The following is a 25,155-nucleotide window of genomic DNA, read 5'->3' on the forward strand; positions in this document are numbered from 1 at the left end:
TTATCAGAGGCGACTTAACAAGTGGCTGGATGGATGCCGGAGCAAACGTCACCATAGATTTTCCCGCAGCCGCCGCGCTCCAACCCGTCCTGTTGGAGGTTGAGATTTTGCTCTCCCGTTGAAAACTCGCATGGAGCCTATCAACATGACCGCTCCCCAGTTCATGTAAACTTAGACGGCAGGAGTTTATCGGCTATAGTTTCTGCACGGGTATTTACAAAATTTGGCAGTTGTTTCGGGATTTTCAGGATTGGCCTTGCGGCGTCGCATCAAACCGGGATCATCTGGACCAGATGTGACCGGTAGCCACAATCGTAGTGACAAGCCGAGTGGGTAAGCGCAAAACCTCCGTCAGTTCGGGCACAGACGTAGCTGGTCGATATGAGAGGATTGAAAATGGTCGAAGATGCTGGCGTAATCGCTGTGGACCATATGGGATTCTCGGTCGCCTCGTTGGAGGAGGCGATCCAGTTTTGGACTGAGGCGATGGGTTTCGACCTTGCTCGCCGAGGAGAGATGGGTGGGGAGTTCCTACGGGAGGCCACGGGGGTTGACGATCCGCACTGCCGAATGGCGCTGGTGACGGCTCCAAACGGCTACCCTATAGAACTCCTCGAATATTCAACAGGCCGTACGCTGGGACAGACACCTCGCAGCGCAGGTGCGATCGGCGCCGCGCACATCGCCATCACGGTTGCGGATATCCGCGCGGCGATCGCGCGGGTTGAGATGGCGGGGTGGGCAGTGAAGGGTTCGCCGCAGCCTATACCAGCCGGCCCCCGAAGCGGAACGATGGTCGCGTACATCTCCGGTCCGGATGGTATCACCATCGAGCTGATGCAGCCGCCCGTTCAACATTCCCGCGTCGTGTGACGCCCCCTCGATCCGGGAAAGCTCCTTTGTGTAGGTTTTCTGTTCCGTTGTTAGCCAACCCCCAACTCTTTGAAGCTATGCATCGTGTTAATCCGAAAATCGAGTTCGATTTTCGGATTAACACGATGCAGTAAGTCTCTGCACGCCGAGGCACCATGACCAGACAAAGACGCCGTAACATCATCAAGGCAAGGCGCACCGGAATGGGGCTTGCGCTCGTGGCGGCCATCTCCTTCGTCGCAGGGATGACGGATGCGATCGGGCTGATGATGTCGGGAGACTTCGTGTCCTTCATGACGGGCAACACCACCCGCGCGGCGATCTCGCTGGAGGCCGGTCAGTACGATCACGCGCTGAAGCTCTTTCTCGCCATCATCACCTTCGTCGCCGGCAACGCCGCGGGCATTATCGTCGCGCACAGCTCGCAACGGCGCATCTTCACCGTGCTGTGCTCGGTTGCCATCCTGCTGGCGCTAGCCGCCCTGATGCAGACATCTGCTCTTCGACCTTTTGACTTTTACCTGATCGTCTTTGCCATGGGCATGATCAATGCGGCGGTCGAGCATATCGAGGGTCTGCCGATCGGGCTGACCTATGTGACGGGGGCTCTCTCGCGCTTCGGTCGCGGCGTTGGCCGCTTCATTTTAGGCGAGCGAAAGGTCGATTGGTCCATCCAGCTTGTTCCGTGGATTGGCATGGTGTCGGGTGCAATCTCTGGCGCAATCCTTGCAAGCTTTTTTCCAGGCGGCGCGCTGCTTGTCGTCAGTCTCACGGTCTTTGCGGTGGCACTTGCGAGCATACTGATGCCGCGCTCGCTCAGAACCCGTTATAACCAGCGCGTCGCAATCAAACGCGCCCCAAAGGGGGCGTGACGTCCTATTTGCGGGACAGCGTGACGAAGGCCGTGCCGCGCACGCGAACCGTCATTTCGCAAGGCGCGCTGTCGGTACGTTCGCAATAGCGCGGGTGCATTTTCAGCACGAAGACCATGTTGCCGAAGCGCTGGATGAAATCGTAGCCATAGATTGTTGCGGTGGCGATCAGAAGATAGCCGCCCTCTTTCACCTGCACATAAAAATTATAAGGGCAGCCATCGTCGTTGCAGGTGGTGCTCTTGTGACCGTCGCAGGTCAGGCCCCCACGATTGGTGACCGCATCCATCAGCCCGTCATTGTTGATATCGATGCGGGAGATGTAGTCCGGTCCGAACTCGGCAACCTTGCACTGCTTCTGGAAGAAAGCCTTCTCATAAACTTCCGGATCGCTCACCAACTCCTGTTGGGCGCGCGCTGGCGTCATCGGGCTCAAAAGCGCCAGAAGGCAGAGCATGGATGAGAAGAGACGTGTCAAGGCCGTGTCCTTCGTGGTCTGATCGCTGCCGTCAGAGGTGTCCATAAGCAAAACGACTTCACCTTTACCGGATTTGCGTTATGGATGGCGCAGCATGTTGATGGCGAGGTCTATAACCCGCCGCGCTTGCGTCACACTGACCGTCACTGCGAAAATGAGGAGCGCCTCGTCATGTCACTTCTGGCTTTCCTCGATTATGCGGGTGTCGCGGTGTTTGCAGCGACCGGCGCGCTCGCCGCCTCGCGCAAGCAGTTGGATTTCATCGGCTTCATGTTCTTTGCCGCAGTGACCGGTATCGGCGGCGGCACGCTGCGGGATCTGGTGCTTGGGCGTGCGCCTGTCTTCTGGGTGGTCAACCCCACCTATATTCTTGTTTGCGTCGGGGTGGCGGCACTCGTCTATTTTACCGCGCACCTTTTCGAATCTCGTTACCGCCTGTTGATCTGGCTCGATGCCGTCGGCCTTTCGGCCTACTGCGTTATGGGGGCAGCAAAGGGGCTCGCGGCAACGGGTTCGCCCACGGTCGCCATTGTCACCGGAACGATGACCGCCACCTTTGGCGGCGTGCTTCGCGACATTCTGGCCGGCGAACCATCCGTGCTTCTGCGCCCGGAAATCTATATCAGTTGCGCGCTGGCCGGCGCCTGCGTGTTCACCGGCGTGCATTTCCTCGGCGCGCCACTGATCGTCTCGTCGACGGCAGGAGTTCTTACCGCTTTCGGCATTCGCAGCGGCGCACTGATATTCGGCTGGACTTTCCCGCCGTACAGGTCTCGCCCAGGCCGTCCGCCGGAAGATGTGATGTGAAGCCCGAAAACGATAAAGGCACCTTCCGGTGCCTTTTGATCAATCAATGCGGTGTCAGCGCTCTTTGCGCCGCAAACGGATGACGACATCCACATGGGCGATTTCCATACCCGCCGGCGGTTCGGGAAGATTGCCGATCTGCAGGTTGTTGACTGGAATATCGAGAACCTCGTTCTCACCTTCAACGAAAAAGTGATGGTGATCGGAGACATTGGTGTCGAAATAGGTCTTCGCACCCTCAACGGCCAGCACGCGGATCAGGCCAGCCTCGGTGAATTGGTGGAGAGTATTGTAGACGGTTGCAAGCGAAACGGGCACACCGGCCGTCACCGCCTCGTCATGCAGTTCTTCTACCGTCAGGTGGCGGTCGCCCTTCGCGAACAGAAGATCGCCAAGCGCAATGCGCTGGCGTGTCGGGCGCAGGCCGAAGCGGCGTAGCCGTGTTCCAATGTCCAGGGTGGCGTCAAATGCCATCGGTCAGGGTTCCTAAGAACGGTTATAAAGTGCGTCTTGACGATGCATATATCTTTTAAGGGCAGGGCTTTCAATAGTTTCCGGCGGAGACGCCTCGCCTATTGCCGGCGAAAGGGCCGTTTTTGCAATTTTCCTCTGGTTCCGTCCTTACGCTTCCTGTATGCGGGCGCCATATTGAGAACAGGCCCCTGGCAAGTTGGTCTGCTCCAATGTGTATGCGGCCCTTGTGGCGCTTCATTTTGAGCCTAACTTGCTTTACAGAAGTCTATAAACACGATGAGATGGGAAACGGAAGCAATGGCAACGAGGCAATCCAGCTATAATTATGAGGAAATCCTGGCATGTGGCCGCGGCGAACTGTTCGGTCCCGGCAATGCACAGCTTCCTCTGCCTCCAATGCTGATGGTTCATCGTATCACTGAAATTTCCGAGACCGGCGGCGAGTTCGACAAGGGCTTCATCCGAGCCGAATATGACGTGAAGCCGGATGACTGGTATTTCCCGTGCCACTTCCAAGGCAATCCGATCATGCCGGGCTGCCTTGGCCTTGACGGCATGTGGCAGTTGACGGGCTTCTTCCTCGGCTGGCTGGGTGAACCGGGCCGTGGCATGGCGCTTTCCACCGGCGAAGTAAAATTCAAGGGCATGGTTCGTCCTGAAACCAAGCTTTTGCAGTATGGCATCGATTTCAAGCGCGTGATGCGCGGCCGGCTCGTGCTCGGCACCGCCGATGGCTGGCTGAAGGCCGATGGCGAAACCATCTATCAAGCGACGGACCTTCGCGTTGGTCTGTCTAAGGAAAAGACCGCCTGACGTCTTTGACAAGACGGGCGCCACGCGCGCCATCTGCGGCAAGCTCTAAGAAAAGGTCACCTTCATGAGAAGAGTAGTAGTCACCGGCCTCGGTATCGTTTCATCGATCGGCAGCGACGCGGGCGAAGTCACGGCTTCCTTGAGAGACGCCAAGTCTGGCATTTCGTTCTCGCCAGACTTTGCCGAACACGGCTTCAAATGCCAGGTCTGGGGCAAGCCCTCGCTTGATCCGACCGATCTGGTGGACCGTCGCGCCATGCGCTTTCTCTCCCAGGGTGGGGCGTGGAACCATGTGGCGATGAAGCAGGCAATCGCCGATTCCGGCCTGGAAGAGGGCGATATTAGCGGCAATGAGCGCACCGGCATCATCATGGGCTCGGGTGGTCCGTCTACCCGCACCATCGTTGAAGCATCCGACATCACGCTGAAGAACAACAGCCCGAAGCGCATTGGCCCGTTTGCCGTGCCGAAGGCCATGTCGTCCACGGCATCGGCGACCCTTGCCACATGGTTCAAGATCCACGGCGTCAACTACTCCATCTCGTCGGCCTGCTCGACGTCTGCGCACTGCATCGGCAATGCGGCTGAAATGATCCAGTGGGGCAAGCAGGATGTGATGTTCGCCGGCGGCCATGAAGACCTTGACTGGTCCATGTCGAACCTTTTCGACGCCATGGGCGCCATGTCCTCCAAGTATAACGACACGCCTTCGGTCGCCTCGCGCGCCTATGACGTCAACCGCGATGGTTTCGTGATTGCCGGCGGCGCAGGCGTTCTGGTTCTGGAAGAGCTGGAGCATGCCAAGGCCCGCGGCGCGAAGATCTATGCCGAAATCGTCGGCTATGGCGCGACCTCGGATGGTTACGACATGGTCGCACCGTCTGGCGAAGGCGCCATCCGCTGCATGCGTCAGGCGCTTGCGACCGTGAAGGGTGACGTCGACTACGTCAACACCCACGGCACCTCCACGCCTGTCGGCGACAGCAAGGAAATCGGCGCGATCCGCGAAGTCTTCGGCGACAAGATCCCGCACATCCAGTCGACCAAGTCGCTGACGGGTCACTCGCTCGGTGCTGCCGGCGTTCAGGAATCGATTTACGGTCTGTTGATGATGCAGGAACGCTTCATCGGCGAGAGCGCCCACATCGAAACGCTCGATCCGGAATTCGACGGCGTTCCGATCGTTCGCAAACGCATCGATGATGCCAAGATCGACACCGTGCTCTCCAACTCATTCGGCTTCGGCGGTACCAACGCCACGCTCGTCTTCCAGCGCTATAACGGATAATTGCCCATGAACGGCATCATGCAGGGTAAACGCGGCCTCATCATGGGCGTCGCCAACAATCACTCGATCGCTTGGGGCATCTCCAAGGCGCTGGCCGCGCAGGGCGCGGAACTGGCTTTTACCTATCAGGGTGAAGCCCTTGGAAGACGCGTCAAGCCGCTCGCGGCTGAAGTCGGCTCCGATTTCATCGTGCCCTGCGATGTCGAAGATATTGCATCCGTCGACGCGCTTTTCGAGACCCTGCGCGAGCGCTGGGGTTCGATCGACTTCGTCGTTCACGCCATCGGCTTTTCCGACAAGAACGAGCTGAAGGGCCTTTATGCCGACACCACGCGCGAAAACTTCAGCCGCACCATGGTCATCTCCTGCTTCTCCTTCACCGAGATTGCCAAGCGGGCTGCAAGCCTGATGACGGACGGCGGCTCGATGCTGACGCTGACCTATAATGGCTCCCAGCGCGTGATCCCGAACTACAATGTCATGGGTGTGGCGAAGGCGGCTCTCGAGGCGTCTGTCCGCTATCTGGCAGCCGATTACGGTCCAAAGGGCATCCGCGTCAACGCCATCTCGGCAGGCCCGGTCCGCACGCTTGCAGGCGCCGGTATTTCGGACGCCCGGGCGATTTTTGCCTGGAACGCGAAGAACGCACCGTTGCGCCGAACGGCCGATATTGATGATATCGGTGGCTCTGCGCTCTATCTTCTGTCGAACCTCTCCCGCGGTGTCACTGGCGAATGCCATTATGTGGATTGCGGCTACAACATCACCTCGGTCCCGACACTGGATGAGCTTCGCAGAGCCGACGCCGATTAAGTCCCTCTGCGTGATATGGTTACGTTAAAAAGCCCGGCAGTGCCGGGCTTTTTTGTACCTGGTTGTGGGTTTTTTGTCTTTCTTCCGAGCCGCGCAAAAACGCGTCCACTGTGCTTTGCATGTCGAAAAACAGGACATGCGGCAAATGCGAGGATTTCCGAAAAGGAAATATAAAGAAAGCCCTCATAATGATCCTAATGCGAGACCATTCCCGCAAGATCAGTTTCCGCCAGAGATAGAAAAGCCCCATGCGAAGGCCAATGTTTCAGAAAGCATTACCTGGCAAGTTACTCCGCTCGCGCGACGGCTCCGCCGCGATCGAATTCGCCATCCTTGCCATACCCTATTTCATGGTGATCTTCGCAATCCTGGAAACGTTTATCGCGATGACAGGGGAGCAGCTTTTCGTCAACGCCACCGACACCATGGCGCGCAAACTGCGCACCGGACAGATCGCCAACACGGTGACAGCGGAAGACTTCCGCAAACAGTTCTGTAGCGAAGTGTCGATCATGGTGACGTGTGATGATAAAGAAAGCAAAGCGACTCCCAAGCTCTATATTGACCTACGCCAGTTCAATACCTTCGCAGATATCCCCAAAACCCTGCCGCTGATAAAGACCGGCGATTACTACGATCTGAACACCTCGGCCTTTGGCTTTAAACCGGGAGGGCCGGGCTCGATCAATATGCTGCGCGTCTATTATCGGTGGCCGGTAATTGTCGATCTCATTCGTCCCTATCTGACGAAGGTCCGCCCTGCCGATGGTTCGATGCCTTCCCACTTCCTCATCGTTGCGACCGATGCGTATCGCAACGAGAACTACTAGCGAGCGCAAAAAGATGAAGGTCAAATCCACGCCATCGCAGGCAAAGACCGGGGGCATCTTTCTACGCTTTGCCAAACACCGGGAAGGTGCAGGCGCAATCGAGTTTGCCATCATCTTTCCGCTACTGGTGTCGCTCTATCTCACATCGTTCGAACTGACGATGGGCTTCAGCGTCTATAAGCGCGCCACGCGTGCCGCGGGAATGATCTCCGATATCGTCTCCACTCAGACGAAGATCAACAAGGACTATCTGGCGACGATGAAGGATGTCGCCGCGGCGATCTTCGTTCCCTACGGTACCGATGGATTGAAGCTCAGAATTACCGGCATACAGGTCGACGCAAACCAAAAGGCGACAGTGGCGTGGTCATGGGATCAGGCCGGTGGCCGTCCCTATTCGGTCGGTACCCCAGTCGACGTGCCGGCAAACCTGCTCTCCATCAGCAACTTCGTGATCCATTCAGAACTGTCGGTGCCGCACAACCTGCTGATGTTCATGCCGACAATGGTTTCGGAAAACTCGACCATTACGATTGCCAAGGATTACTACTTCGCCAAGCGCGAGGGCGAACCGATTGTGTGCGGAGACTGCTGAGGCCTGTTGCGCAAAGGCGAACGGACTTGTGAAGAAGAAGGCGCGACGCCGCTTACCATGTGACGCGCAGATACCTCTGGACCAGCTTAAGACACGAAAAAGCTGCGAAACATGGACGTTTCGCAGCTTTTGTTTTGGTCACATGACGTGGTCAGGCGGGCATATCCAGCTTGCGGCTGAAGAATAGCGCCACAATGGTGCAGACTGCACCAGACAGCAGATAGATACCGACGGCGAAGAGGCCAAACTCCGAAGAGAATCCGAGCGCCACGAGTGGTGCGAAGCCTGCTCCGATCAGCCAAGAGATATCAGAGGTCAAAGATGCGCCGGTATAGCGATACTCTCGGCTGAAGCGTGACGCCAGCGCGCCACCTGCTTGACCGAAAGAAAGGCCAAGCAGCGAGAAGCCGATCAACACGAACAGATAGCGACCGATATCACCGGAGCCCATCAGGATCGGTGCGATGAAGCTGAAGACGCCGATCAACGATGCGGCAATCACCAGGAGTTTGCGGCGTCCAATGCGGTCGGCAAGGGCGCCGGACACGACGATCATCCCACCGCCGATAATGGCGCTGATGAACTGAACGAAGAGAAAGTCCGAAAGACGCTGCTGCGTGTGTAGAACCACCCAGCTGATCGGGAAGACGGTGACGAGGTGGAATAGCGCAAAGCTTGCCAGTGGAACGAATGCACCGGTGATGACGACGCGCGACTGGCTCCGCAGCATCTCGAAGACCGGCTTCGGCTCCAGTTCATGCTGCGCCAGCATCGCCTGGAATTCCGGCGTTACGATCATGCGCAGGCGGGCAAAGAGCGCCAGAACATTCAGCGCCAGAGCCACGAAGAACGGGAAGCGCCAGCCCCAGGCCAGAAACTCGGGGTTCGACAGCTGGGTGACGAAGATGATGAAGAACGCGCTCGCAAGACCAAAGCCCATGGCGGCGCCGATCTGCGGCATCATCGCATACCAGCCGCGCTGCTTTTCGGGCGCGTTCATGGCGAGAAGCGAAACCAGACCATCCCACGCGCCTCCAAGACCCAGACCCTGGCCGATACGGAAGACGGCAAGCAGCACCGGCGCCAGGACACCGACATCGCTGTAGGAAGGCAGGAAGCTGATCGCCATCGTCGACCCACACAGGGTGAAGAGGGCGGCGGTCAACTTGACCGCACGACCGAATTTGCGGTCGATCTGCAGGAAGATGAGCGAACCGATCGGTCGCGCAATGAAAGCGAGCGAGAACACGGCGAAGGAATAGAGGGTCGCAGTCAGCGGGTCCGCAAACGAAAAGAAGACGTAGGGGAACACCAGAACGGACGCGATCGCATAAACGAAAAAGTCGAAAAATTCGGTCATTCTCGCCAGAATGACGGCCATCGTAATGCGGTCGGGATCGACAGCAACGGGAGCCTGGCGTGACGGGGCATCAGAGCCCGGAAAAGTTGAGGCCGTATCGGTATAGCTCATAATAATCCCTCCAGCGTATTGCGAACCATGGCGTAACGCAGGCGGCTCCTCATCCGTTGCGTTACATGCGACGGATTGTCACACACCGCACTGCACCCGTCAAACGGAATTGCCTGAAATTGCTTGCCGATGGGGCTCTGTTTGGAGTAACAGCTGGGTAGAGAACGATTGCTTCGCCCAGCTGTCATTGCTGCGGCGCAAAAGGCCGCTGCACCGCGACAAAATTACACATTTATTAAATGACATTTGGCAACTAATCCCGGTCCATACCGAATAATCGAGTTGAAGAACGTGCGCACGATCAAGAAACTTACCACGGCCCTTGCGGGCCTGTCGTCGTTGCTGCTGCTCAGCGGCTGCAACCTCGTCGTCATGAACCCCTCGGGTGACGTTGCCCGCCAGCAGGCCGATCTGATCATCACCTCGACGGTTCTCATGCTGTTGATCATCGTTCCGGTCCTCGCGCTGACAATCTTCTTCGCCTGGAAGTATCGCGCGGCCGCCAAGGCGACCGATTACGATCCCGAGTGGCATCACTCCACCCGTCTGGAAATGGTCATCTGGTCAGCCCCGGTCGCCATCATCCTGATGCTCGGCACCGTCACCTGGATTGCCACCCATCGTCTCGATCCCTATCGCCCGCTCGACCGGATCGACGAAGCGCGCGAAGTGACGCCGGAAACCAAACCATTGACGGTCGAAGTGGTCGCCATGGATTGGAAGTGGCTGTTCTTCTATCCGGAACTCGGCATCGGCAGCGTCAATGAATTTGCCGCTCCTGTCGACGTTCCGATCAACTTCAAGATCACCGGCACGACGGCCATGAACTCCTTCTTCGTGCCAGCCCTTGCCGGTCAGATCTATGCCATGGGTGGCATGCAGACCAAGCTTCACGCCGTCATCAACCGCGAAGGTGTCTATGACGGCTTTTCATCGAACTTCTCTGGCCCCGGCTTCTCCTGGATGCGCTTCAAGTTCCATGGCGTGAGCCAGCAAGGCTTCGACCAGTGGGTCGCGAAGGTCAAGGAAGGCGGCAAGCCGTTCGGTCGCATGGAATACCTGGAACTGGCCAAGCCGAGCGAGCGCAATCCGGTGGAATACTTCGCCAATGTCGATCCTCAGCTTTATGACGCCATCCTCAATCGCTGCGTCGAGCCGAACAAGCTCTGCATGCGCGACATGATGCATGTCGACGCCAATGGCGGCGGCGGCAAGGAGGGCATCGATATCGCCAAGGCGCTGAATTCCGTCGTCTGCACGCCGCTCGCACCCTATGGTGTCGCCACCGGCCCGCAGTCCATGCCTGCTGCCATCGAAGGCCAGACCTTCGAGCCTGCCGCTCTGCCGCAGGTCAAGGCGGAAGCTGCGAAGGCGCCCGGCAACGCCGGCTGAAATTGAAACTGATGATCTGCGGCGCGTATTCGCGCCGCCCTTAAGACTTGAAGCAAGAGGCTAAAATGGTCGCCGCCACCACCGATCAAACGTCCTTCCTGTTCGGGAAGCTGACGCTGGACTCCATCCCGTACCACGAGCCGATTCTCATCGTCACCTTTATCGGGGTGGCCATCGGGGGCATCGCCGTGCTCGGTCTCGTCACCTATTTCCGGCTCTGGGGTTATCTCTGGAAAGAATGGTTTACGTCGATCGACCACAAGAAGATCGGTATCATGTATATCGTTCTGGCACTCGTCATGCTTCTGCGCGGCTTTGCCGACGCCGTTCTGATGCGTACCCAGCAGGCAATCGCCTCTGGCGGTTCGGAAGGCTACCTGCCACCGCATCACTACGACCAGATCTTCACCGCGCACGGCGTCATCATGATCTTCTTCATGGCCATGCCGATGATCACCGGTCTGATGAACTATGTCGTGCCGCTGCAGATCGGCGCGCGCGACGTGTCTTTCCCCTTCCTCAACAACTTCTCCTTCTGGATGACGACCGCCGGCGCCGTGATCACCATGATCTCGCTCTTCATCGGAGAATATGCCCAGACCGGCTGGCTGGCCTATCCGCCGCTGTCGGGGATCGAGGGAAGTCCGAATGTGGGTGTCGATTATTATATCTGGGGTCTGCAGGTCGCAGGTGTCGGAACGACCTTGTCGGGTATCAACCTGATCGTCACCATCATCAAGATGCGTGCACCTGGCATGACCATGATGCGCCTGCCGATCTTCGTCTGGACGTCGCTGTGTTCGAACATCCTGATCGTGGCATCCTTCCCTATCCTGACCGGCACGCTCGCCCTTCTGACGCTTGACCGCTACCTCGGCATGAACTTCTTCACCAATGACCTTGGTGGCAATCCGATGATGTATGTGAACCTCATCTGGATCTGGGGTCACCCGGAAGTGTACATCCTGGTTCTGCCTGCTTTCGGCATCTTCTCGGAAATCGTTTCGACCTTCTCCCAGAAGCGCCTCTTCGGCTACACCTCGATGGTTTATGCAACGGCCGTCATCACCATCCTGGCCTATGTCGTGTGGCTGCACCACTTCTTCACCATGGGCTCCGGTGCGAGCGTCAACGCCTTCTTCGGCATCACGACGATGATCATCTCGATCCCGACGGGCGCGAAGATCTTCAACTGGCTCTTCACCATGTATAAGGGCCGCATCAAGTTCGATGTCCCGATGCTGTGGGCGATCGGCTTCATGATCACCTTCGTCATTGGTGGCATGACCGGCGTTCTGCTTGCCGTTCCTCCGGCAGACTTCGTGCTGCACAACTCGCTGTTCCTGATCGCCCACTTCCACAACACGATCATCGGCGGCGTGGTCTTCGGTGTTCTGGCCGGTATCGTCTACTGGTTCCCCAAGGCCTTCGGTTTCCGTCTCGATCCGTTCTGGGGCAAGATGTCCTTCTGGTGCTGGTTCGTCGGCTTCTATGTCGCCTTCATGCCGCTCTACGTTCTCGGCCTGATGGGTGTGACGCGTCGTCTCAGCCAGTTCGAAGATACGTCCCTGCAGATCTGGTTCGTGATCGCGGCCATGGGCGCTGCCATCATTGCCGTCGGCATAGCCTCCTTCCTGCTGTCGATCGTCTTCGGCTTCCTGAAGCGCGAGCAACTGCGCGACGTCACCGGCGACCCCTTCGATGGTCGCACGCTGGAGTGGTCCACCTCTTCTCCGCCGCCTGCCTACAACTTCGCCTTCACGCCGGTCGTGCATGATGTCGATGCCTGGGCGGACATGAAGAAGCGTGGCGCCGAGCGTCCCGTGGATGGCTTCATCCCGATCCACATGCCGAAGAACACCGGCACGGGCGTTATCCTCAGCGCCATCAGCGTCGCCCTTGGTTTCGGCCTGGTGTGGCACATCTGGTGGCTTGCGGCAGCAAGCATGCTCGCGATCATCGTGGTCTCGATTGCTCACACCTTCAACTACAATCGCGACTACTACATCCCGGCAAAGGATGTAGCTGAAGTCGAAGCAGCGCGCACCAAGCTGCTGGCAACGCAGGCGTAACTCATGTCTCAAGCACCCGCACAGACCGCCGACAGCGCGGAAAAGCCGGTCTTCTATCTGAAGGAAGACCATCACACGGAAAACGGCACAGCGCTCGGTTTCTGGCTCTATCTGATGAGCGACTGCCTGATCTTCGCAACGCTCTTCGCAACCTACGCCGTCGTCGGCCGCAACTACGCGGCCGGACCGTCGGGCGCTGATCTCTTCGATCTGAAGCTCGTTGCGATCAACACCGGTTTTCTTCTCCTGTCGTCGATCACCTATGGCTTTGCCATGCTGGAGGCGCAGAAGAAGAAGGTCAATTCGACCCTGCTCTGGCTCGCCATCACCGGCGTCTTCGGCCTCTGCTTCCTCGGTCTCGAACTCTACGAGTTCCATCACCTCATCGAAGAAGGTGCCGGCCCGCACCGTTCGGCTTTCCTCTCCGCCTTCTTCGCACTCGTCGGTACCCACGGTCTCCACGTCACATTCGGCGTGATCTGGCTCGTGACGCTGATGGTTCAGGTGAAGAAGTTCGGTCTGCACGCCGATAACATGCGCCGTCTGACGTGCCTCTCGATGTTCTGGCACTTCCTCGACGTCATCTGGATCGGCGTCTTTTCCTTCGTCTATCTGGTTGGAGTTCTGTGATGAGTTCGAACACGCATACACACGACCACGCACATGGCCATGCCCATCATGGGGACGACCATCACCATGAGAGCGGCGAGGATCATGGCTCCTTCAAGAGCTACATGATCGGCTTCATCCTGTCGGTCATCCTCACCGCCATTCCTTTCTGGCTGGTGATGGGCGATGTTCTGGAGAACCGCACCGCCACCGTGATCCTGATCATGGTCTTCGGGGTCATCCAGGTCTTCGTCCATATGATCTACTTCCTGCACATGAACACCAAGTCGCAGGGCGGCTGGACCTTCATGTCGCTGCTCTTCACGCTGGTCGTCGTCATGATCGCGCTCGTCGGTTCGCTCTGGGTCATGTACAACATGAACAAGAACATGATGCCGACCATGACCATGGAGCAGATGAAGAATCTGCCCTGACGCACCGGTTCATCGATCAGGTTCGCGCCGAAAGCGGCGCGGACCTTCCCTCCGAGAAGACACATAACCCCATGAATCGGAGAGCGGATTCATGGGGTTATGTGTTTGAGCATGATGCTCTCAAGGAACACCCAATGCAGACCACCGCCAGAAAAGGCATTCGCCCCGCAGCCGTCGTCGTCATCATGATGACCGTCATTCTCACCGGCCTGTTGCTGGCGCTTGGCACATGGCAGGTAAAGCGGCTGTCCTGGAAGCTTGACCTCATTCAGCAAGTCGAGCAGCGAGCCCATGCCGCGCCGGTGGACGCGCCGGCGCCCTCGCAATGGGCATCGCTGACCAATCCTGCAGATTACGAGTATCGTCGGGTACGCCTGGCGGGAATCTTCCGTCATCAGGATGAGGTGCAGGTTTACACCGTCTCCGATCTCGGCCCAGGCTACTGGGTATTGACGCCGCTGCAGCGCGATGATGGATCTTTGGTGATCGTCAATCGCGGCTTCGTGCCGAGCGACAAGCGCGATCCATCGACGCGTCTGGAAAGCGAGTTGCCGGCCAGAGTGGAAATCGTGGGTCTCATGAGGGCGCCCGAAACCGGCGGTCTCTTCCTGCGCACGAACGATCCGCAGAACAATCGCTGGTACTCCCGTAACATAGCGCAGATTGCTGAGGCCAAATCGCTCGGCGCCGTGGCGCCCTTCTATGTGGACGCCGACGCGACGCCCAATCCAGGTGGCCTGCCAATCGGTGGCAAGACCATGCTTGTCTTTCCAAACAACCATCTCTCCTATGCCATCACCTGGTACGTGCTGGCCGCGATGACGGTCGCCGCTGGCTGGTACGTCACACGCAACCTCAATGCGCCGAAGCGAGACGAGGACGATAAGGCGGGCGGTCGGCCCCAATAAAGCGTTTCACCTTTTGCTCTGCGGTGCTCTATATATCGCCGTTACATAGCGACAATCATGTCGCGTCTTTCATGGTGAAGCATGGCACGCGCATTTCTGCTCGTTCTCGATTCCTTTGGTGTGGGCGGTGCGCCTGATGCCGAACATTACGGAGACCTAGGCTCCAACACGCTCGGCCACATCGCCGAGTTCTGCGCCGCAGGTGCGGCGGACAGAGCAGGCCTGAGATCCGGACCATTGAAACTTCCCAACATGTCGGCGCTTGGCCTTTTGGAGATCGCGACACTCGCCAGCGGAACCCGCCCGGCTGGCATGCCGCCCCCGGAACACATTTTCGGTCTGCATGGCTGTGCCAACGAAGTCTCGAAGGGCAAGGACACGCCCTCCGGCCATTGGGAAATTGCCGGAACGCCGGTGCGCTTCGAGTGGGGTTATTTCCCGACCGAGGGTGAAGCCTTCTCACCTGAGCTTGTCGACGCGATCTGCGAGAAGGGCAATCTTCCGGGCATCCTTGGAAATTGCCACGCGTCCGGCACAGACATCATCGCCCGTCTTGGCGAGGAGCATATTCGTACGGGCAAGCCGATCTGCTACACGTCGTCGGACTCGGTCTTCCAGATTGCGGCGCACGAGATGCATTTCGGGCTGGAGCGGCTGGTTGCGCTGTGCGAAATCGTCCGCAAGATTCTCGATCCGCTGAATATCGGCCGCGTCATCGCACGCCCCTTCATCGGGGAGAGTGCGGCGACATTTGCTCGAACGGGCAATCGGCGCGACTTTTCGGTTTTGCCGCCGGAGCCGACGCTTCTTGACCGCCTTGTCGAGCGGGACCGCAAGGTCCTGGCAATCGGCAAGATCGGCGATATCTATGCGCATCAGGGCGTGTCGCGGGTGATCAAGGCCAATGGTAACGATGCCTTGATGGAGGCGACGCTCGAAGCCATGGATGAGGCTCTAAACGGCGATCTCGTCTTCACCAACTTCGTCGATTTCGACATGAATTACGGCCACCGCCGCGATGTTGCAGGCTATGCGGCCGCGCTGGAGGCGTTCGATCAGCGTTTGCCGGAAATTCATCGCAAGATGCAGCCGGGCGATGTCACAATCCTGACGGCTGATCACGGCTGCGACCCGACTTGGCGCGGGACGGATCACACGCGCGAACGCGTGCCGATCATGGCCTTCGGTCCCGGTTTTCGCGAAAGAAATATTGGTATCCGCTCAAGCTATGCGGATATCGGCGAGAGCATCGCCGCTCACCTCAGCATACCGTCCGGACGGCACGGCAGGAGTTTTATGTGACCCATCAATTATTAAAAGCTGAAATCCATTGCCATCTGGAAGGTGCGGCTCCTCCCGCACTCGTGCTGGAACAGGCGCGCAAATACGATGTCGACACCAGCGCCTTCTTGCGTGACGGCGCCTATGTCTGGAATGATTTCGCCGAGTTCATCCGCTGCTATGACGACGTGGCGCAGGTTTTCAAGACGGAAGAAGACTACGCCGCTCTCGCGGAGGCCTATCTCCTCGAACTTGCGGGCGAAAATACCATCTACAGCGAGCTGATCATCTCTCCAGATCACGGCGATCGTATCGGCCTCGGTGCGGATGCCTACCTCTCCGGCATTACCGAAGGGATGCGTCGGGCCAAGGAAAAGACCGGAATAGAGGCCCGCATCATCGTTACCGGTGAGCGCCATTTTGGTCCAGAAAGTGTTATCGCCGCAGCCGAATACGCCGCGCGTGTTCGTCATCCTCTGATCACCGGCTTCAATATGGCGGGTGAAGAACGCATGGGGCGAGTGGCCGATTATGCCCGTGCCTTTGACATCGCCCGAGATGCGGGACTCGGCCTCACCATCCATGCCGGCGAAGTCTGCGGTGCCTTCAGCGTTGCCGACGCACTTGATCTCGTCAAGCCGCAGCGGATCGGCCATGGGGTTCGAGCCATCGAGGATGCGGCAGTCGTCGAGCGTCTGGTGGAACTCGGTACCGTGCTTGAGGTTTGCCCTGGCTCCAACATCGCGCTCAGCGTCTATCCGGATTTTGCAAGCCATCCCTTGAAGCGACTTCGCGATGCTGGCGTTCGCGTCTGCATCAGCTCGGACGATCCACCGTTCTTCGCCACCTCGCTGGCGCAGGAATATGAGATTGCCCGCCACGCTTTCGGCTTGTCGGATGCAGAGATCAACGCGCTGACGCGAACGGCGCTTGAGGCTGCCTTCGTCGATGAGGAGACGCGGAGCAGCCTTCTCGCACGCTTCGATGCCTCGACCGGTGCCGCGGCCTGACCAAAGGCTGCCGGCGCGGGAAACCTCTCACTTCCGGTCTTGCGAAATGCCCGCATTTGGTCGAAGAGAACAAAGATAAAAGCAAAAGGAAAGGCCAGTTTCCATGGACGGCGTAACAGTCATCGATCACCCGCTTGTGCAGCACAAGCTCACCTTCATGCGCAAGAAAGAAACTTCCACGGCCGGCTTCAGGCGGCTGCTGCGCGAGATTTCCACACTGCTCTGCTATGAAGTGACGCGCGATCTCGACCTCACGATGGAGACCATCGAGACGCCCATGGAAACGATCGAGGCACCGGTGCTGGAAGGCAAGAAGCTGGTATTCGCCTCGATCCTGCGCGCGGGCAATGGCCTTCTCGAAGGCATGTTGGAGCTCGTACCTTCAGCGCGTGTCTCGCATATCGGTGTCTACCGCGATCACGATACGCTGGAAGCCGTCGAATATTACTTCAAGGCACCGGAAAGCCTGGATGCGCGCCTGATCATCGTCGTCGATCCCATGCTCGCAACCGGCAACTCCTCGATTGCTGCCGTTGAAAAACTCAAAGAGCGCGGCGCGAAAAACATGCGCTTCCTCTGCCTGCTCGCAGCACCGGAAGGCATCAAGAACTTCCGCGAAGCCCACCCCGATGTGCCGATCTATACCGCGGCGATCGATCGCAAGCTGAACGAGAAGGGCTATATCGTCCCAGGTCTCGGCGACGCGGGCGACCGCATGTACGGCACGAAGTAAGCAGCGTCACAGCGCAAAGCGTGGCGCGATCTTTCAGGTTCGCTTCACACGCTTTCGCTGTTTGTTTACCGCATGCAGTCATCGCAAAACCACTGCCCACTTTTGCGTGGACCAAGCTTGAGTTCAGAAACTGGAAAAGCCCGCCGTCGGAAATGACAGGCGGGCTTTTTCAACTTCGATACTGGGATGATCGGGAGGCCTGCCTCTACCGCGCCAAACGTCCCCGGCTCAGGTCATGCAATGAAACGGCGCGGTCAGGGTTTCCTGCCGCGCCATTCTTATCAGGCATTGTTTTCGTTGATCAGTCGCTTCAGAAGCTCGACCTCATGGCCAAGCTTGCTATCGCCTGAGATCAATTCCTCGATCTTGCGAACCGCATGAAGCACCGTCGTGTGGTCGCGTCCGCCGAAACGGCGACCGATCTCCGGGAAGGAGCGGGGGGTCAGCATCTTGGCGAGATACATGGCCACCTGGCGCGGCTTGACGATGACGCGGGTACGGCGATTGGAGACCAGCTCCTGGCGCGAGACATTGTAGTGGCGAGCAACAATCCGCTGAATATCTTCGATGCGCACGCGCTTGGCTTCACCAGCGCCAACCAGATGGGCGAGCAGTTCATCCACGCGCTCGACCGACAGGTTGGGCTCAAATGAACGGCGGAAGATCAACTGGTTGAAGGCGCCTTCCAGTTCACGGCCGCTGGCGGTGACGCTACGGGCCACGTGGGAGACGATGTCTTCGCCAATGTCGAAGCTTGGATCTTCCTGGCGTGCAGTTGCGATACGCTGCTTCAGCATCTCGTAGCGCATGTCGTAATCGGGACCTTCGATCTCGATCGCCATACCGCCCTGAAGGCGCGAACGAACGCGTGGATCGAGCGACTCCAGTTCCCACGGCGCGCGGTCTGCGGCAACCACCACCTGCTTGGCGCTATCGAGCAGCATGTTCAGCAAATGGCAGAACTCGTGCTGGATCATCTTGCCCTGCAGGAACTGCATGTCGTCGATGATGAGAAGATCGATGTTGCGCAGCGTGTCTTTCAGCGTCAGCGCGTCATTGTCGCGGATAGCGGTGGCAAAGCGCCACATGAAGTATTCTGCCGTCAGATAGACGACGCGCGGATTGCGCGGGCTATCGACTGCGGCATTGGCGATCGCCTGGAGAAGATGGGTCTTTCCAAGGCCAACGCCTGCATGAATGAAGAGCGGATTGAAGCGTACCGCACCCGCACCAGCTTCGGCAATCGTCTTTGCGGCAGCAAGCGCAACGCGGTTGGACGATCCTTCCACAAAGGTGTCGAAGGTAAAGCGCGTGTCGAGCGGGGAGCCAAAGAGTGGACCGGAGCCAGAAGAGCGCGGTGCCATGCTGGGTGCAGACGAACCCGACTGGCTTGCAGCGCTGGTCATCTGCGGTGGGATGAAGGGCTTGGCACGCTGGGCGGAAGGCGTGGCATCCTGGACCGGCTGCGCTCTCTCATCGGTCGCGACAGCGCGAGCCGGACGGCTGGCCGAACGCACCAGGATCTCGACCTTCAGGACGTTGGCGTCTTCCGCCTGCACCAGAGTGGTTATCAGATCGATATAGCGGTTGTTGATCCAGGACTTCAAAAATGTCGTCGGAACGGTGAAGCGAACAACGCTCTTGGACACCGAGTGCAGCTTCAGCCGCGCGAACCAGCTTGCATAGACTTCAGGACCGACCTGCGCCTTCAGTCGCGCGCTAAAGCGCTCGAACAGCGCATCGTTCTTCATATTCGATATATTCCCCGCCGCATCATTGCAAACTGCATCACAAGCGTTCTGTGCGCGGTCCCCGTTTGCCACCGCACCCATTGCCAAATTCAATTGCATTCCTGCCGCCTTTCAAATTGCCAATCATAGCCTGGCAGAGCGTCAAGCTTCGCCAGAGATACCCCACCTACTGTCCCCGTAAGGATGGCCCCTCTAAAACCATCCTGAAGCGCAAGGCTTCAACCGCGAGCCGGCTATCCCGCTAACCTCTCCATCATGAAGAGGCATGCTACTCTCAATGCATACTCTCACATCACAACTCGGACACCCGTCACCAAGACACACGTCTATCTTTCTACAACCTGTGAGGTTGTAGCCAAACACATCCAGTGACTTGAAAAAACGGGTCCGAACAGAACCCGTCCGCAAGGAGCTTACGCCTTCGAACTTTGTTTCGAGATAGCTTGTGGATAGATATCCGCGCCCCTTGTCGAGATGCATTTAGGCAGGATCGCATACGGAGATCAATGGCGTTTTTTCTGTGGCTGAGCCGATCTGCCATTGACTCGTGGAGGGCCTTTTGCATGGCCGACAGGCTTGTTTGGAGAATCGCTTATGAATCAATGAGATTCATTTTCGAGCTATTTTTGAGGCCGGTTTTGACAGAAAAATAAAAAAATCCTTGACTCAAGATTGTGGCTGCCTTCCGCAGCGGAAAGATAGCGTCTCTTGAAAGACCTTCTGTAAGTCACTGAAATTAAACAGCTTTTTGCGTCACGCATTTGAAGCATAAATGTCATGCTCATTGCGAAACCGTTAACAGGTCGTTAGAATCGGAAAAAGCCCGGCCGAAGGGCCAGGCTTTTTCAATCACAATATTGTCTTAGCCGGATTAGGCCGAAAGGGCCTTCACGCGCTGCGCCAGACGAGAAACCTTGCGCGATGCAGTGTTGAAATGCATGACGCCCTTCGTAGCGGCGCGCTGGATTTCTGGCTGTGCAGCCTTGAGCGCTTCAGTCGCAACAGCGAGATCGCCAGTTGCCAGGGCCTCTTCGACCTTGCGAATGAAACCGCGGACGCGCGAACGGCGAGCCTTGTTGACTGCGGTACGGCGAGCGATCTTGCGAGTCGCCTTTTTCGCCGAAGTTGTATTGGCCATGTATGCCTCTCTTCGAATTCAAACCAAAATCCGCAACCACAGGATAGGGTCGTTCGAAGACCTCATGTTCCAAAATTGCGGGAGTAACTGGGACAAGCCGGATGACTTTCCCTAACCGTGGGCGGGCATATAACCCTAAAGCCGCTGCCCGTCAACGCGTTTTGCGTAAAAACACCGAGATTCCGACTCCCGACAGACACCGGCTTGGCGGGTGCCGCCGCCTATTTGTTATGGAAGAGCGGCTTTCTCTTTTCGATGAATGCCTCCATACCTTCTTTCTGATCGTCCGTGGCAAAAAGCGACTGGAACAGGCGCCGCTCGAAGCGCAAACCCTCCGACAGCGAAACCTCGAAGGAGCGGTTGACACTCTCCTTCGCCATCAGCACCGAGGCCCGAGACAGGGATGCAATCACGCTTGCGGCCTCGACAGCCTCGTCCAGCAGCTTGTTAGGAGTGACGATGCGCGAGACGAGACCGGCACGCTCGGCTTCAGCGGCATCCATCTTGCGACCTGTCAGCACGAGGTCCATGGCCTTCGCCTTGCCGACCGCGCGGGTCAGCCTTTGCGAACCGCCCATGCCAGGAATGATGCCCAGCGTGATTTCCGGCTGGCCGAACTTCGCCGTATCGGAGGCGATGATGAAATCGCACATCATGGCAAGTTCGCATCCTCCACCGAGCGCGAAGCCAGAGACGGCGGCAATCACCGGCTTGCGGCTTGCCGCCACATCATCCCATCCTCCCAGAAAATCGCCAAGATAAGCATCGACGAAATTGAGCGTACTCATCTCCTTGATATCGGCACCGGCGGCAAACGCCTTTTCCGATCCGGTGATGACGATGGCGCCAATGGAATCATCTGATGAGAAGGCCGAGAGAATATGGCGTAGCTCTTTCAGCAGCGTGGAGTTCAGCGCGTTGAGCGCTTTCGGGCGGTTGAGCGTAACGACGCCGACGGCATCGCGCTTCTCGACAATGATCGTCTCGTAATCCATGGCTTTCTTCCTCTCCCTTATTTCTGGCAGGCCGCGCAATAGAACGTGGAGCGTCCGCTCTGCGTAATCCTCTCGACCGTACCCCGGCAATCGGGGAAGCGGCAAGCATGGCCTTCTCGATCATAGACCGAAAAGGAATGTTGGAAATATCCAAGCGAGCCGTCGGTCTGGATATGATCGCGCAGCGACGAGCCGCCGGCTGCAATCGCATCAGCGATGACGTCGCGTATGTGCCGCGTCAACTCTTCCAGAGCAGGCTTCGGCTTGCCCTTCTTGGTGACAAGCGTCGACGCCGCACGAAGCGGCGAAAGATGGGAGCGCCAGAGCGCTTCGCATACATAGATATTGCCGAGCCCCGCAATGAGTTTCTGGTCGAGCAGGGCGCCTTTGAGCGGCTGCGTCTTTCCCTCGAAGCGGCTGGCAAGGTAGTCGGCGCTCAGAGCATTTCCGGTCGGCTCGGGACCAAGACCGGCAAAGGCCGGATAAAGGTCGATATCGGCACGGCGCACCAGATGCATGAAGCCGAAACGGCGCGGGTCATTATAAATGACGCGTGTCTTGTCCGCGCCGCGCGTCAGATGAAAGATCACATGGTCGTGCTTGCCATCCTTGGAGCGCGGGTGGTGAAACTCGCCGGGCGTCTCACCGGGTGTTTGAGCCTCCTCATTTCCGCTTTCGATGCGGAACGAACCGGACATTCCGAGATGCGAGACGATGGTCAGGCCATTGTCGAGTTCGATCAGCAGATACTTTGCCCGGCGCCCGAGCGACAGGATCTCGCGACCTTCCACGAGTTCGGCAAATCCTTCCGGAAAGGGAAAACGTAAGTCCGGGCGCGTGAGGAGCAGTCGTTCGATCCGCGCGCCTTCCATAACGGGCGCTAAGCCGCGTCGAACGGTTTCCACTTCAGGCAATTCGGGCATGGCACTCTCTTCACGTCTGTTTATCGCGGCGACCTTGTGGTCTATAGACGGCACACATACATGTCGCGGGCCATATCTATGGTGCAACAGATAGCGTTGCAGAGCCGTTTCCGCTATGTGTTGGTTTGAAGAGTTAGAGTCCTTTGTGCGTCTTAAAGGACGCACGGTACACTAGTTGTCATTGAGGAATGGAGACTGATCATGACCGAAGCCCGCACGACAGCCGAAGGCGGTATGGAAACCTCCTATGGCTTCCGTCAGGTCAATGAAGGCCAGAAGCAGGGCATGGTCAATGACGTCTTCCATAAGGTTGCCAAGCGCTATGACATCATGAATGACGTGATGTCAGCCGGCCTGCACCGGGTTTGGAAAGACGCCATGGTCGCCTCACTTTCCCCCCGCAAGGACCCATCCTACAAAGTTCTCGATGTGGCGGGCGGTACCGGCGATATTGCCTTCCGCATCGTCGAAGCCTCCAATCGTCTGGCGCATGCCACCGTTCTCGATATCAACGGCTCGATGCTCGGCGTCGGCGAGGAGCGGGCGGCCAAGAAAGGCCTGACGGAAAATCTGACCTTCGTCGAGGCCAATGCCGAAGAACTGCCCTTCGAGGCCAACAACTTCGATGCCTATACGGTCGCCTTCGGCATCCGCAACGTGCCGCGCATCGATGTGGCGCTGTCGGAAGCCTATCGTGTGCTGAAGCGCGGCGGACGTCTTCTGGTGCTGGAATTTTCCGAAGTGGAAATGCCGCTCCTCGACAAGGTCTATGACGCTTGGTCCTTCAACGCCATTCCGCAATTTGGCAAGATGATCACCGGCGACGCCGAGCCCTACCAGTATCTGGTCGAGTCGATCCGCAAATTCCCACGGCAGGATGACTTTGCCGCCATGATCCGGACCGCGGGCTTCTCGCGCGTCAGCTACACCAACTATACCGGCGGAATTGCCGCACTGCATTCCGGCTGGAAGCTCTGATCGATGGCATTTCCAGGACATAGCAGGGCATTCGCATGAGCACGCTTGGCGCATATTTTCGACTCGCCAAGGTTGGCTGGGTTCTCGTCCGCGAGGGTGTGGTTCTGGCGCTGCCCGACGAGGGGCTGCCCGCCTCTGCGAAATTCGTCAAGGGCATGTTGAAGCCTCTGGCGCGCAACAAGGCATTGAGAAGTGAGCGCAGCGATCGACTTTCGAAGGCTGTCAGCCGTCTTGGACCGTCCTATGTCAAGATGGGCCAGTTCCTGGCCACCCGGCCGGATGTGGTTGGCGCAGACTTTGCCGAAGATCTGGCCGGTCTGCAGGACCGCATGGATTTCTTTCCCGTTGCTGCTGCCAAGGCCAACATCGAAGGCTCGCTCGGTCGTCCGATCTCTGAGCTTTACGTGGAATTCGGCGATCCGATAGCCGCGGCCTCCATCGCCCAAGTTCACCCCGCCGTCATCGACACGCCATCAGGGCGCAAGAAGGTGGCGGTCAAGGTTATCCGCCCTGGCGTGCGCCAGCGCTTCCAGGACGATCTGGAAGCCATGTATCTGGTGGCCGATCTGCAGCAGCGTTTCGTCCGCTCCGCCCGGCGTCTGCGACCCGTCGAGGTCACCAAGACGCTGGAGCAGACCACCAAGATCGAGATGGACCTTCGCCTCGAGGCGGCGGCTCTTTCCGAGCTTGCCGAAAACACCAAGGGTGACCCAGGCTTTCGTGTGCCGGAGGTGGATTGGGAACGCACCGGTCGCGACGTCGTCACCATGGAATGGATCGACGGCATCAAGATGTCGGATACGGATGCGCTGAAGGCAGCCGGTCACGACCTCAATGCGCTCGCCGATACGCTGATCCAGTCCTTCTTGCGCCACACGCTGCGCGACGGCTTCTTCCATGCGGACATGCATCCCGGAAACCTTTTCGTCGATCCGACGGGCATTATCGTCGCAGTCGACATGGGAATTGCCGGACGGTTGGGCAAAAAGGAACGCCGCTTCCTGGCGGAAATCCTTTATGGCTTCATCACGCGCGACTACATGCGCGTAGCTGAAGTGCATTTTGAAGCGGGTTACGTACCGGCCCACCATGACATGGCAAGCTTCGCTCAGGCGATCCGCGCCATCGGCGAGCCGATCCACGGCCAGCCCGCCGAAACCATCTCCATGGGCAAGCTGCTGACGCTGCTTTTCGAAGTCACCGAACTCTTCGACATGGAAACGCGCCCCGAACTGGTCATGCTGCAAAAGACCATGGTCGTCGTCGAAGGCGTCTCACGTATCCTCAATCCGCGCTTCAACATGTGGAAGGCCGCAGACCCCGTCGTCAGCGGCTGGATCCGCGACAATCTCGGGCCAAAGCGTATCGTCACCGATCTGAAGGACGGCGTGAAGGCAGCGATCAAGCTGGCGGAAGCGGCACCCGAGATCGCGGCGAAGACCGAAAAGCTGCATTCCGAACTGATGTATATGAGCGAAAACGGCCTGCGCTTCGACGAACGCACGGCCGAAGCCATCGGCAGGTCAGAAGCCCGTCACACGCGCTGGGGTCGCCTGGCACTCTGGGTGATTGCGGTGACGCTGATCTATATCGCTGTCAGGATCAGTTGATCCGGTG

Annotated in this window: 25 protein-coding genes; 18 read left to right on the forward strand and 7 right to left on the reverse strand. The window is 58.1% G+C overall.

Translation table 11 applies throughout. From position 1 onward, the window contains the following. The first annotated feature begins 381 nt into the window (after positions 1-381). Both EYC79_RS03335 and EYC79_RS03340 read left to right on the forward strand, forming a co-directional pair. Positions 382-873: a VOC family protein gene (locus EYC79_RS03335; protein ID WP_245495180.1), complete on the forward strand. Its 492-nt coding sequence runs from the start codon at positions 382-384 to the stop codon at positions 871-873. 155 nt (positions 874-1,028) lie between these two features. Continuing rightward, entirely contained in the window at positions 1,029-1,745 is a 717-nt protein-coding gene (locus tag EYC79_RS03340) for a YoaK family protein (protein WP_112520021.1), read from the forward strand. A 4-nt stretch (positions 1,746-1,749) separates the two neighbouring features. Here EYC79_RS03340 and EYC79_RS03345 read toward each other — a convergent pair whose 3' ends face one another. Further along, complete coding sequence (locus tag EYC79_RS03345; RefSeq protein WP_112520199.1) at positions 1,750-2,202, reverse strand: hypothetical protein; 453 nt, start codon at positions 2,200-2,202, stop codon at positions 1,750-1,752. Positions 2,203-2,394: 192 nt separating this feature from the next. Between EYC79_RS03345 and EYC79_RS03350 the strand changes: the two genes are divergently transcribed. Further along, complete coding sequence (locus tag EYC79_RS03350) at positions 2,395-3,030, forward strand: trimeric intracellular cation channel family protein (protein WP_062427313.1); 636 nt, start codon at positions 2,395-2,397, stop codon at positions 3,028-3,030. Positions 3,031-3,084: 54 nt separating this feature from the next. On the opposite strand, the gene irrA is transcribed toward EYC79_RS03350, so the two are convergent. Next, a complete protein-coding gene (gene irrA / locus EYC79_RS03355) occupies positions 3,085-3,504 on the reverse strand; it encodes an iron response transcriptional regulator IrrA (protein ID WP_062427148.1) in 420 nt (139 codons plus the stop codon). Positions 3,505-3,801: 297 nt separating this feature from the next. Here irrA and fabA point away from each other — a divergent pair, with 297 nt between their 5' ends. The 5 genes from fabA (at position 3,802) to EYC79_RS03380 (ending at position 7,843) form a co-directional block, all read left to right on the forward strand. After that, entirely contained in the window at positions 3,802-4,317 is a 516-nt protein-coding gene (gene fabA / locus EYC79_RS03360; protein WP_062427147.1) for a 3-hydroxyacyl-[acyl-carrier-protein] dehydratase FabA, read from the forward strand. 64 nt (positions 4,318-4,381) lie between these two features. Then, entirely contained in the window at positions 4,382-5,605 is a 1,224-nt protein-coding gene (gene fabB / locus EYC79_RS03365; RefSeq protein WP_062427146.1) for a beta-ketoacyl-ACP synthase I, read from the forward strand. 6 nt (positions 5,606-5,611) lie between these two features. Next, positions 5,612-6,418 (forward strand): enoyl-ACP reductase FabI, encoded by an 807-nt coding sequence (gene fabI / locus EYC79_RS03370; protein WP_111850123.1) that lies wholly within the window; start codon positions 5,612-5,614, stop codon positions 6,416-6,418. Positions 6,419-6,678: 260 nt separating this feature from the next. Beyond that, positions 6,679-7,248 (forward strand): TadE/TadG family type IV pilus assembly protein, encoded by a 570-nt coding sequence (locus EYC79_RS03375; protein ID WP_062599181.1) that lies wholly within the window; start codon positions 6,679-6,681, stop codon positions 7,246-7,248. Between the two features lie 13 nt (positions 7,249-7,261). Further along, entirely contained in the window at positions 7,262-7,843 is a 582-nt protein-coding gene (locus tag EYC79_RS03380) for a TadE/TadG family type IV pilus assembly protein (RefSeq protein WP_130977144.1), read from the forward strand. Positions 7,844-7,994: 151 nt separating this feature from the next. Here the strand turns inward: EYC79_RS03380 and EYC79_RS03385 are convergent, their stop codons facing one another. Further along, a complete protein-coding gene (locus EYC79_RS03385; RefSeq protein ID WP_062427141.1) occupies positions 7,995-9,314 on the reverse strand; it encodes an MFS transporter in 1,320 nt (439 codons plus the stop codon). Between the two features lie 291 nt (positions 9,315-9,605). Here EYC79_RS03385 and cyoA point away from each other — a divergent pair, with 291 nt between their 5' ends. From cyoA to upp, 8 genes are all read left to right on the forward strand, one after another. Next, positions 9,606-10,706 (forward strand): ubiquinol oxidase subunit II, encoded by a 1,101-nt coding sequence (gene cyoA / locus EYC79_RS03390; protein WP_236760277.1) that lies wholly within the window; start codon positions 9,606-9,608, stop codon positions 10,704-10,706. Between the two features lie 65 nt (positions 10,707-10,771). Next, positions 10,772-12,778: a cytochrome o ubiquinol oxidase subunit I gene (cyoB, locus tag EYC79_RS03395; RefSeq protein WP_112358698.1), complete on the forward strand. Its 2,007-nt coding sequence runs from the start codon at positions 10,772-10,774 to the stop codon at positions 12,776-12,778. Between the two features lie 3 nt (positions 12,779-12,781). Beyond that, positions 12,782-13,408 carry a cytochrome o ubiquinol oxidase subunit III gene (gene cyoC / locus EYC79_RS03400; RefSeq protein WP_062427139.1) on the forward strand — a complete coding sequence of 209 codons (627 nt, stop codon included), beginning with the start codon at positions 12,782-12,784 and terminating at the stop codon, positions 13,406-13,408. Next, on the forward strand, positions 13,408-13,821 hold the full coding sequence (gene cyoD, locus EYC79_RS03405) for a cytochrome o ubiquinol oxidase subunit IV (RefSeq protein WP_062427138.1): 414 nt from the start codon (positions 13,408-13,410) through the stop codon (positions 13,819-13,821). Before cyoC ends, cyoD begins: the two co-directional genes overlap by 1 nt. 134 nt (positions 13,822-13,955) lie before the next feature. Further along, positions 13,956-14,729, forward strand: coding sequence for an SURF1 family protein (locus EYC79_RS03410; protein WP_165456951.1), 774 nt, complete (start codon positions 13,956-13,958; stop codon positions 14,727-14,729). An 81-nt stretch (positions 14,730-14,810) separates the two neighbouring features. Beyond that, positions 14,811-16,031, forward strand: coding sequence for a phosphopentomutase (locus EYC79_RS03415; RefSeq protein ID WP_130977146.1), 1,221 nt, complete (start codon positions 14,811-14,813; stop codon positions 16,029-16,031). Next, the gene (locus tag EYC79_RS03420) at positions 16,028-17,020 is read left to right on the forward strand and encodes an adenosine deaminase (RefSeq protein ID WP_130977147.1); all 993 of its coding nucleotides are present in this window, start codon (positions 16,028-16,030) and stop codon (positions 17,018-17,020) included. Before EYC79_RS03415 ends, EYC79_RS03420 begins: the two co-directional genes overlap by 4 nt. 103 nt (positions 17,021-17,123) lie before the next feature. Beyond that, complete coding sequence (upp, locus tag EYC79_RS03425) at positions 17,124-17,753, forward strand: uracil phosphoribosyltransferase (protein ID WP_062427135.1); 630 nt, start codon at positions 17,124-17,126, stop codon at positions 17,751-17,753. Between the two features lie 281 nt (positions 17,754-18,034). Here the strand turns inward: upp and dnaA are convergent, their stop codons facing one another. The 4 genes from dnaA to mutM all read right to left on the reverse strand — a co-directional run bounded on the left by dnaA (position 18,035) and on the right by mutM (position 22,560). Beyond that, positions 18,035-19,585 carry a chromosomal replication initiator protein DnaA gene (gene dnaA / locus EYC79_RS03430; RefSeq protein ID WP_418121963.1) on the reverse strand — a complete coding sequence of 517 codons (1,551 nt, stop codon included), beginning with the start codon at positions 19,583-19,585 and terminating at the stop codon, positions 18,035-18,037. A 790-nt stretch (positions 19,586-20,375) separates the two neighbouring features. Then, entirely contained in the window at positions 20,376-20,642 is a 267-nt protein-coding gene (gene rpsT / locus EYC79_RS03435) for a 30S ribosomal protein S20 (RefSeq protein ID WP_062427133.1), read from the reverse strand. Between the two features lie 221 nt (positions 20,643-20,863). Next, positions 20,864-21,637 carry an enoyl-CoA hydratase gene (locus tag EYC79_RS03440; RefSeq protein ID WP_130977149.1) on the reverse strand — a complete coding sequence of 258 codons (774 nt, stop codon included), beginning with the start codon at positions 21,635-21,637 and terminating at the stop codon, positions 20,864-20,866. A gap of 17 nt (positions 21,638-21,654) precedes the next feature. After that, positions 21,655-22,560, reverse strand: a complete 906-nt coding sequence (gene mutM / locus EYC79_RS03445; RefSeq protein ID WP_130977150.1) for a bifunctional DNA-formamidopyrimidine glycosylase/DNA-(apurinic or apyrimidinic site) lyase — start codon at positions 22,558-22,560, stop codon at positions 21,655-21,657. A gap of 201 nt (positions 22,561-22,761) precedes the next feature. Here mutM and ubiE point away from each other — a divergent pair, with 201 nt between their 5' ends. Together ubiE and ubiB are read left to right on the forward strand one after the other, a co-directional pair. Continuing rightward, positions 22,762-23,538, forward strand: coding sequence for a bifunctional demethylmenaquinone methyltransferase/2-methoxy-6-polyprenyl-1,4-benzoquinol methylase UbiE (gene ubiE / locus EYC79_RS03450; protein ID WP_130977151.1), 777 nt, complete (start codon positions 22,762-22,764; stop codon positions 23,536-23,538). A gap of 35 nt (positions 23,539-23,573) precedes the next feature. After that, positions 23,574-25,148, forward strand: coding sequence for a 2-polyprenylphenol 6-hydroxylase (gene ubiB / locus EYC79_RS03455; RefSeq protein ID WP_112358690.1), 1,575 nt, complete (start codon positions 23,574-23,576; stop codon positions 25,146-25,148). The last annotated feature ends 7 nt before the right edge of the window (positions 25,149-25,155 follow it).

The organism is Agrobacterium cavarae (genome assembly GCF_004310285.1).
Taxonomy (GTDB): Bacteria; Pseudomonadota; Alphaproteobacteria; order Rhizobiales; family Rhizobiaceae; genus Agrobacterium; species Agrobacterium cavarae.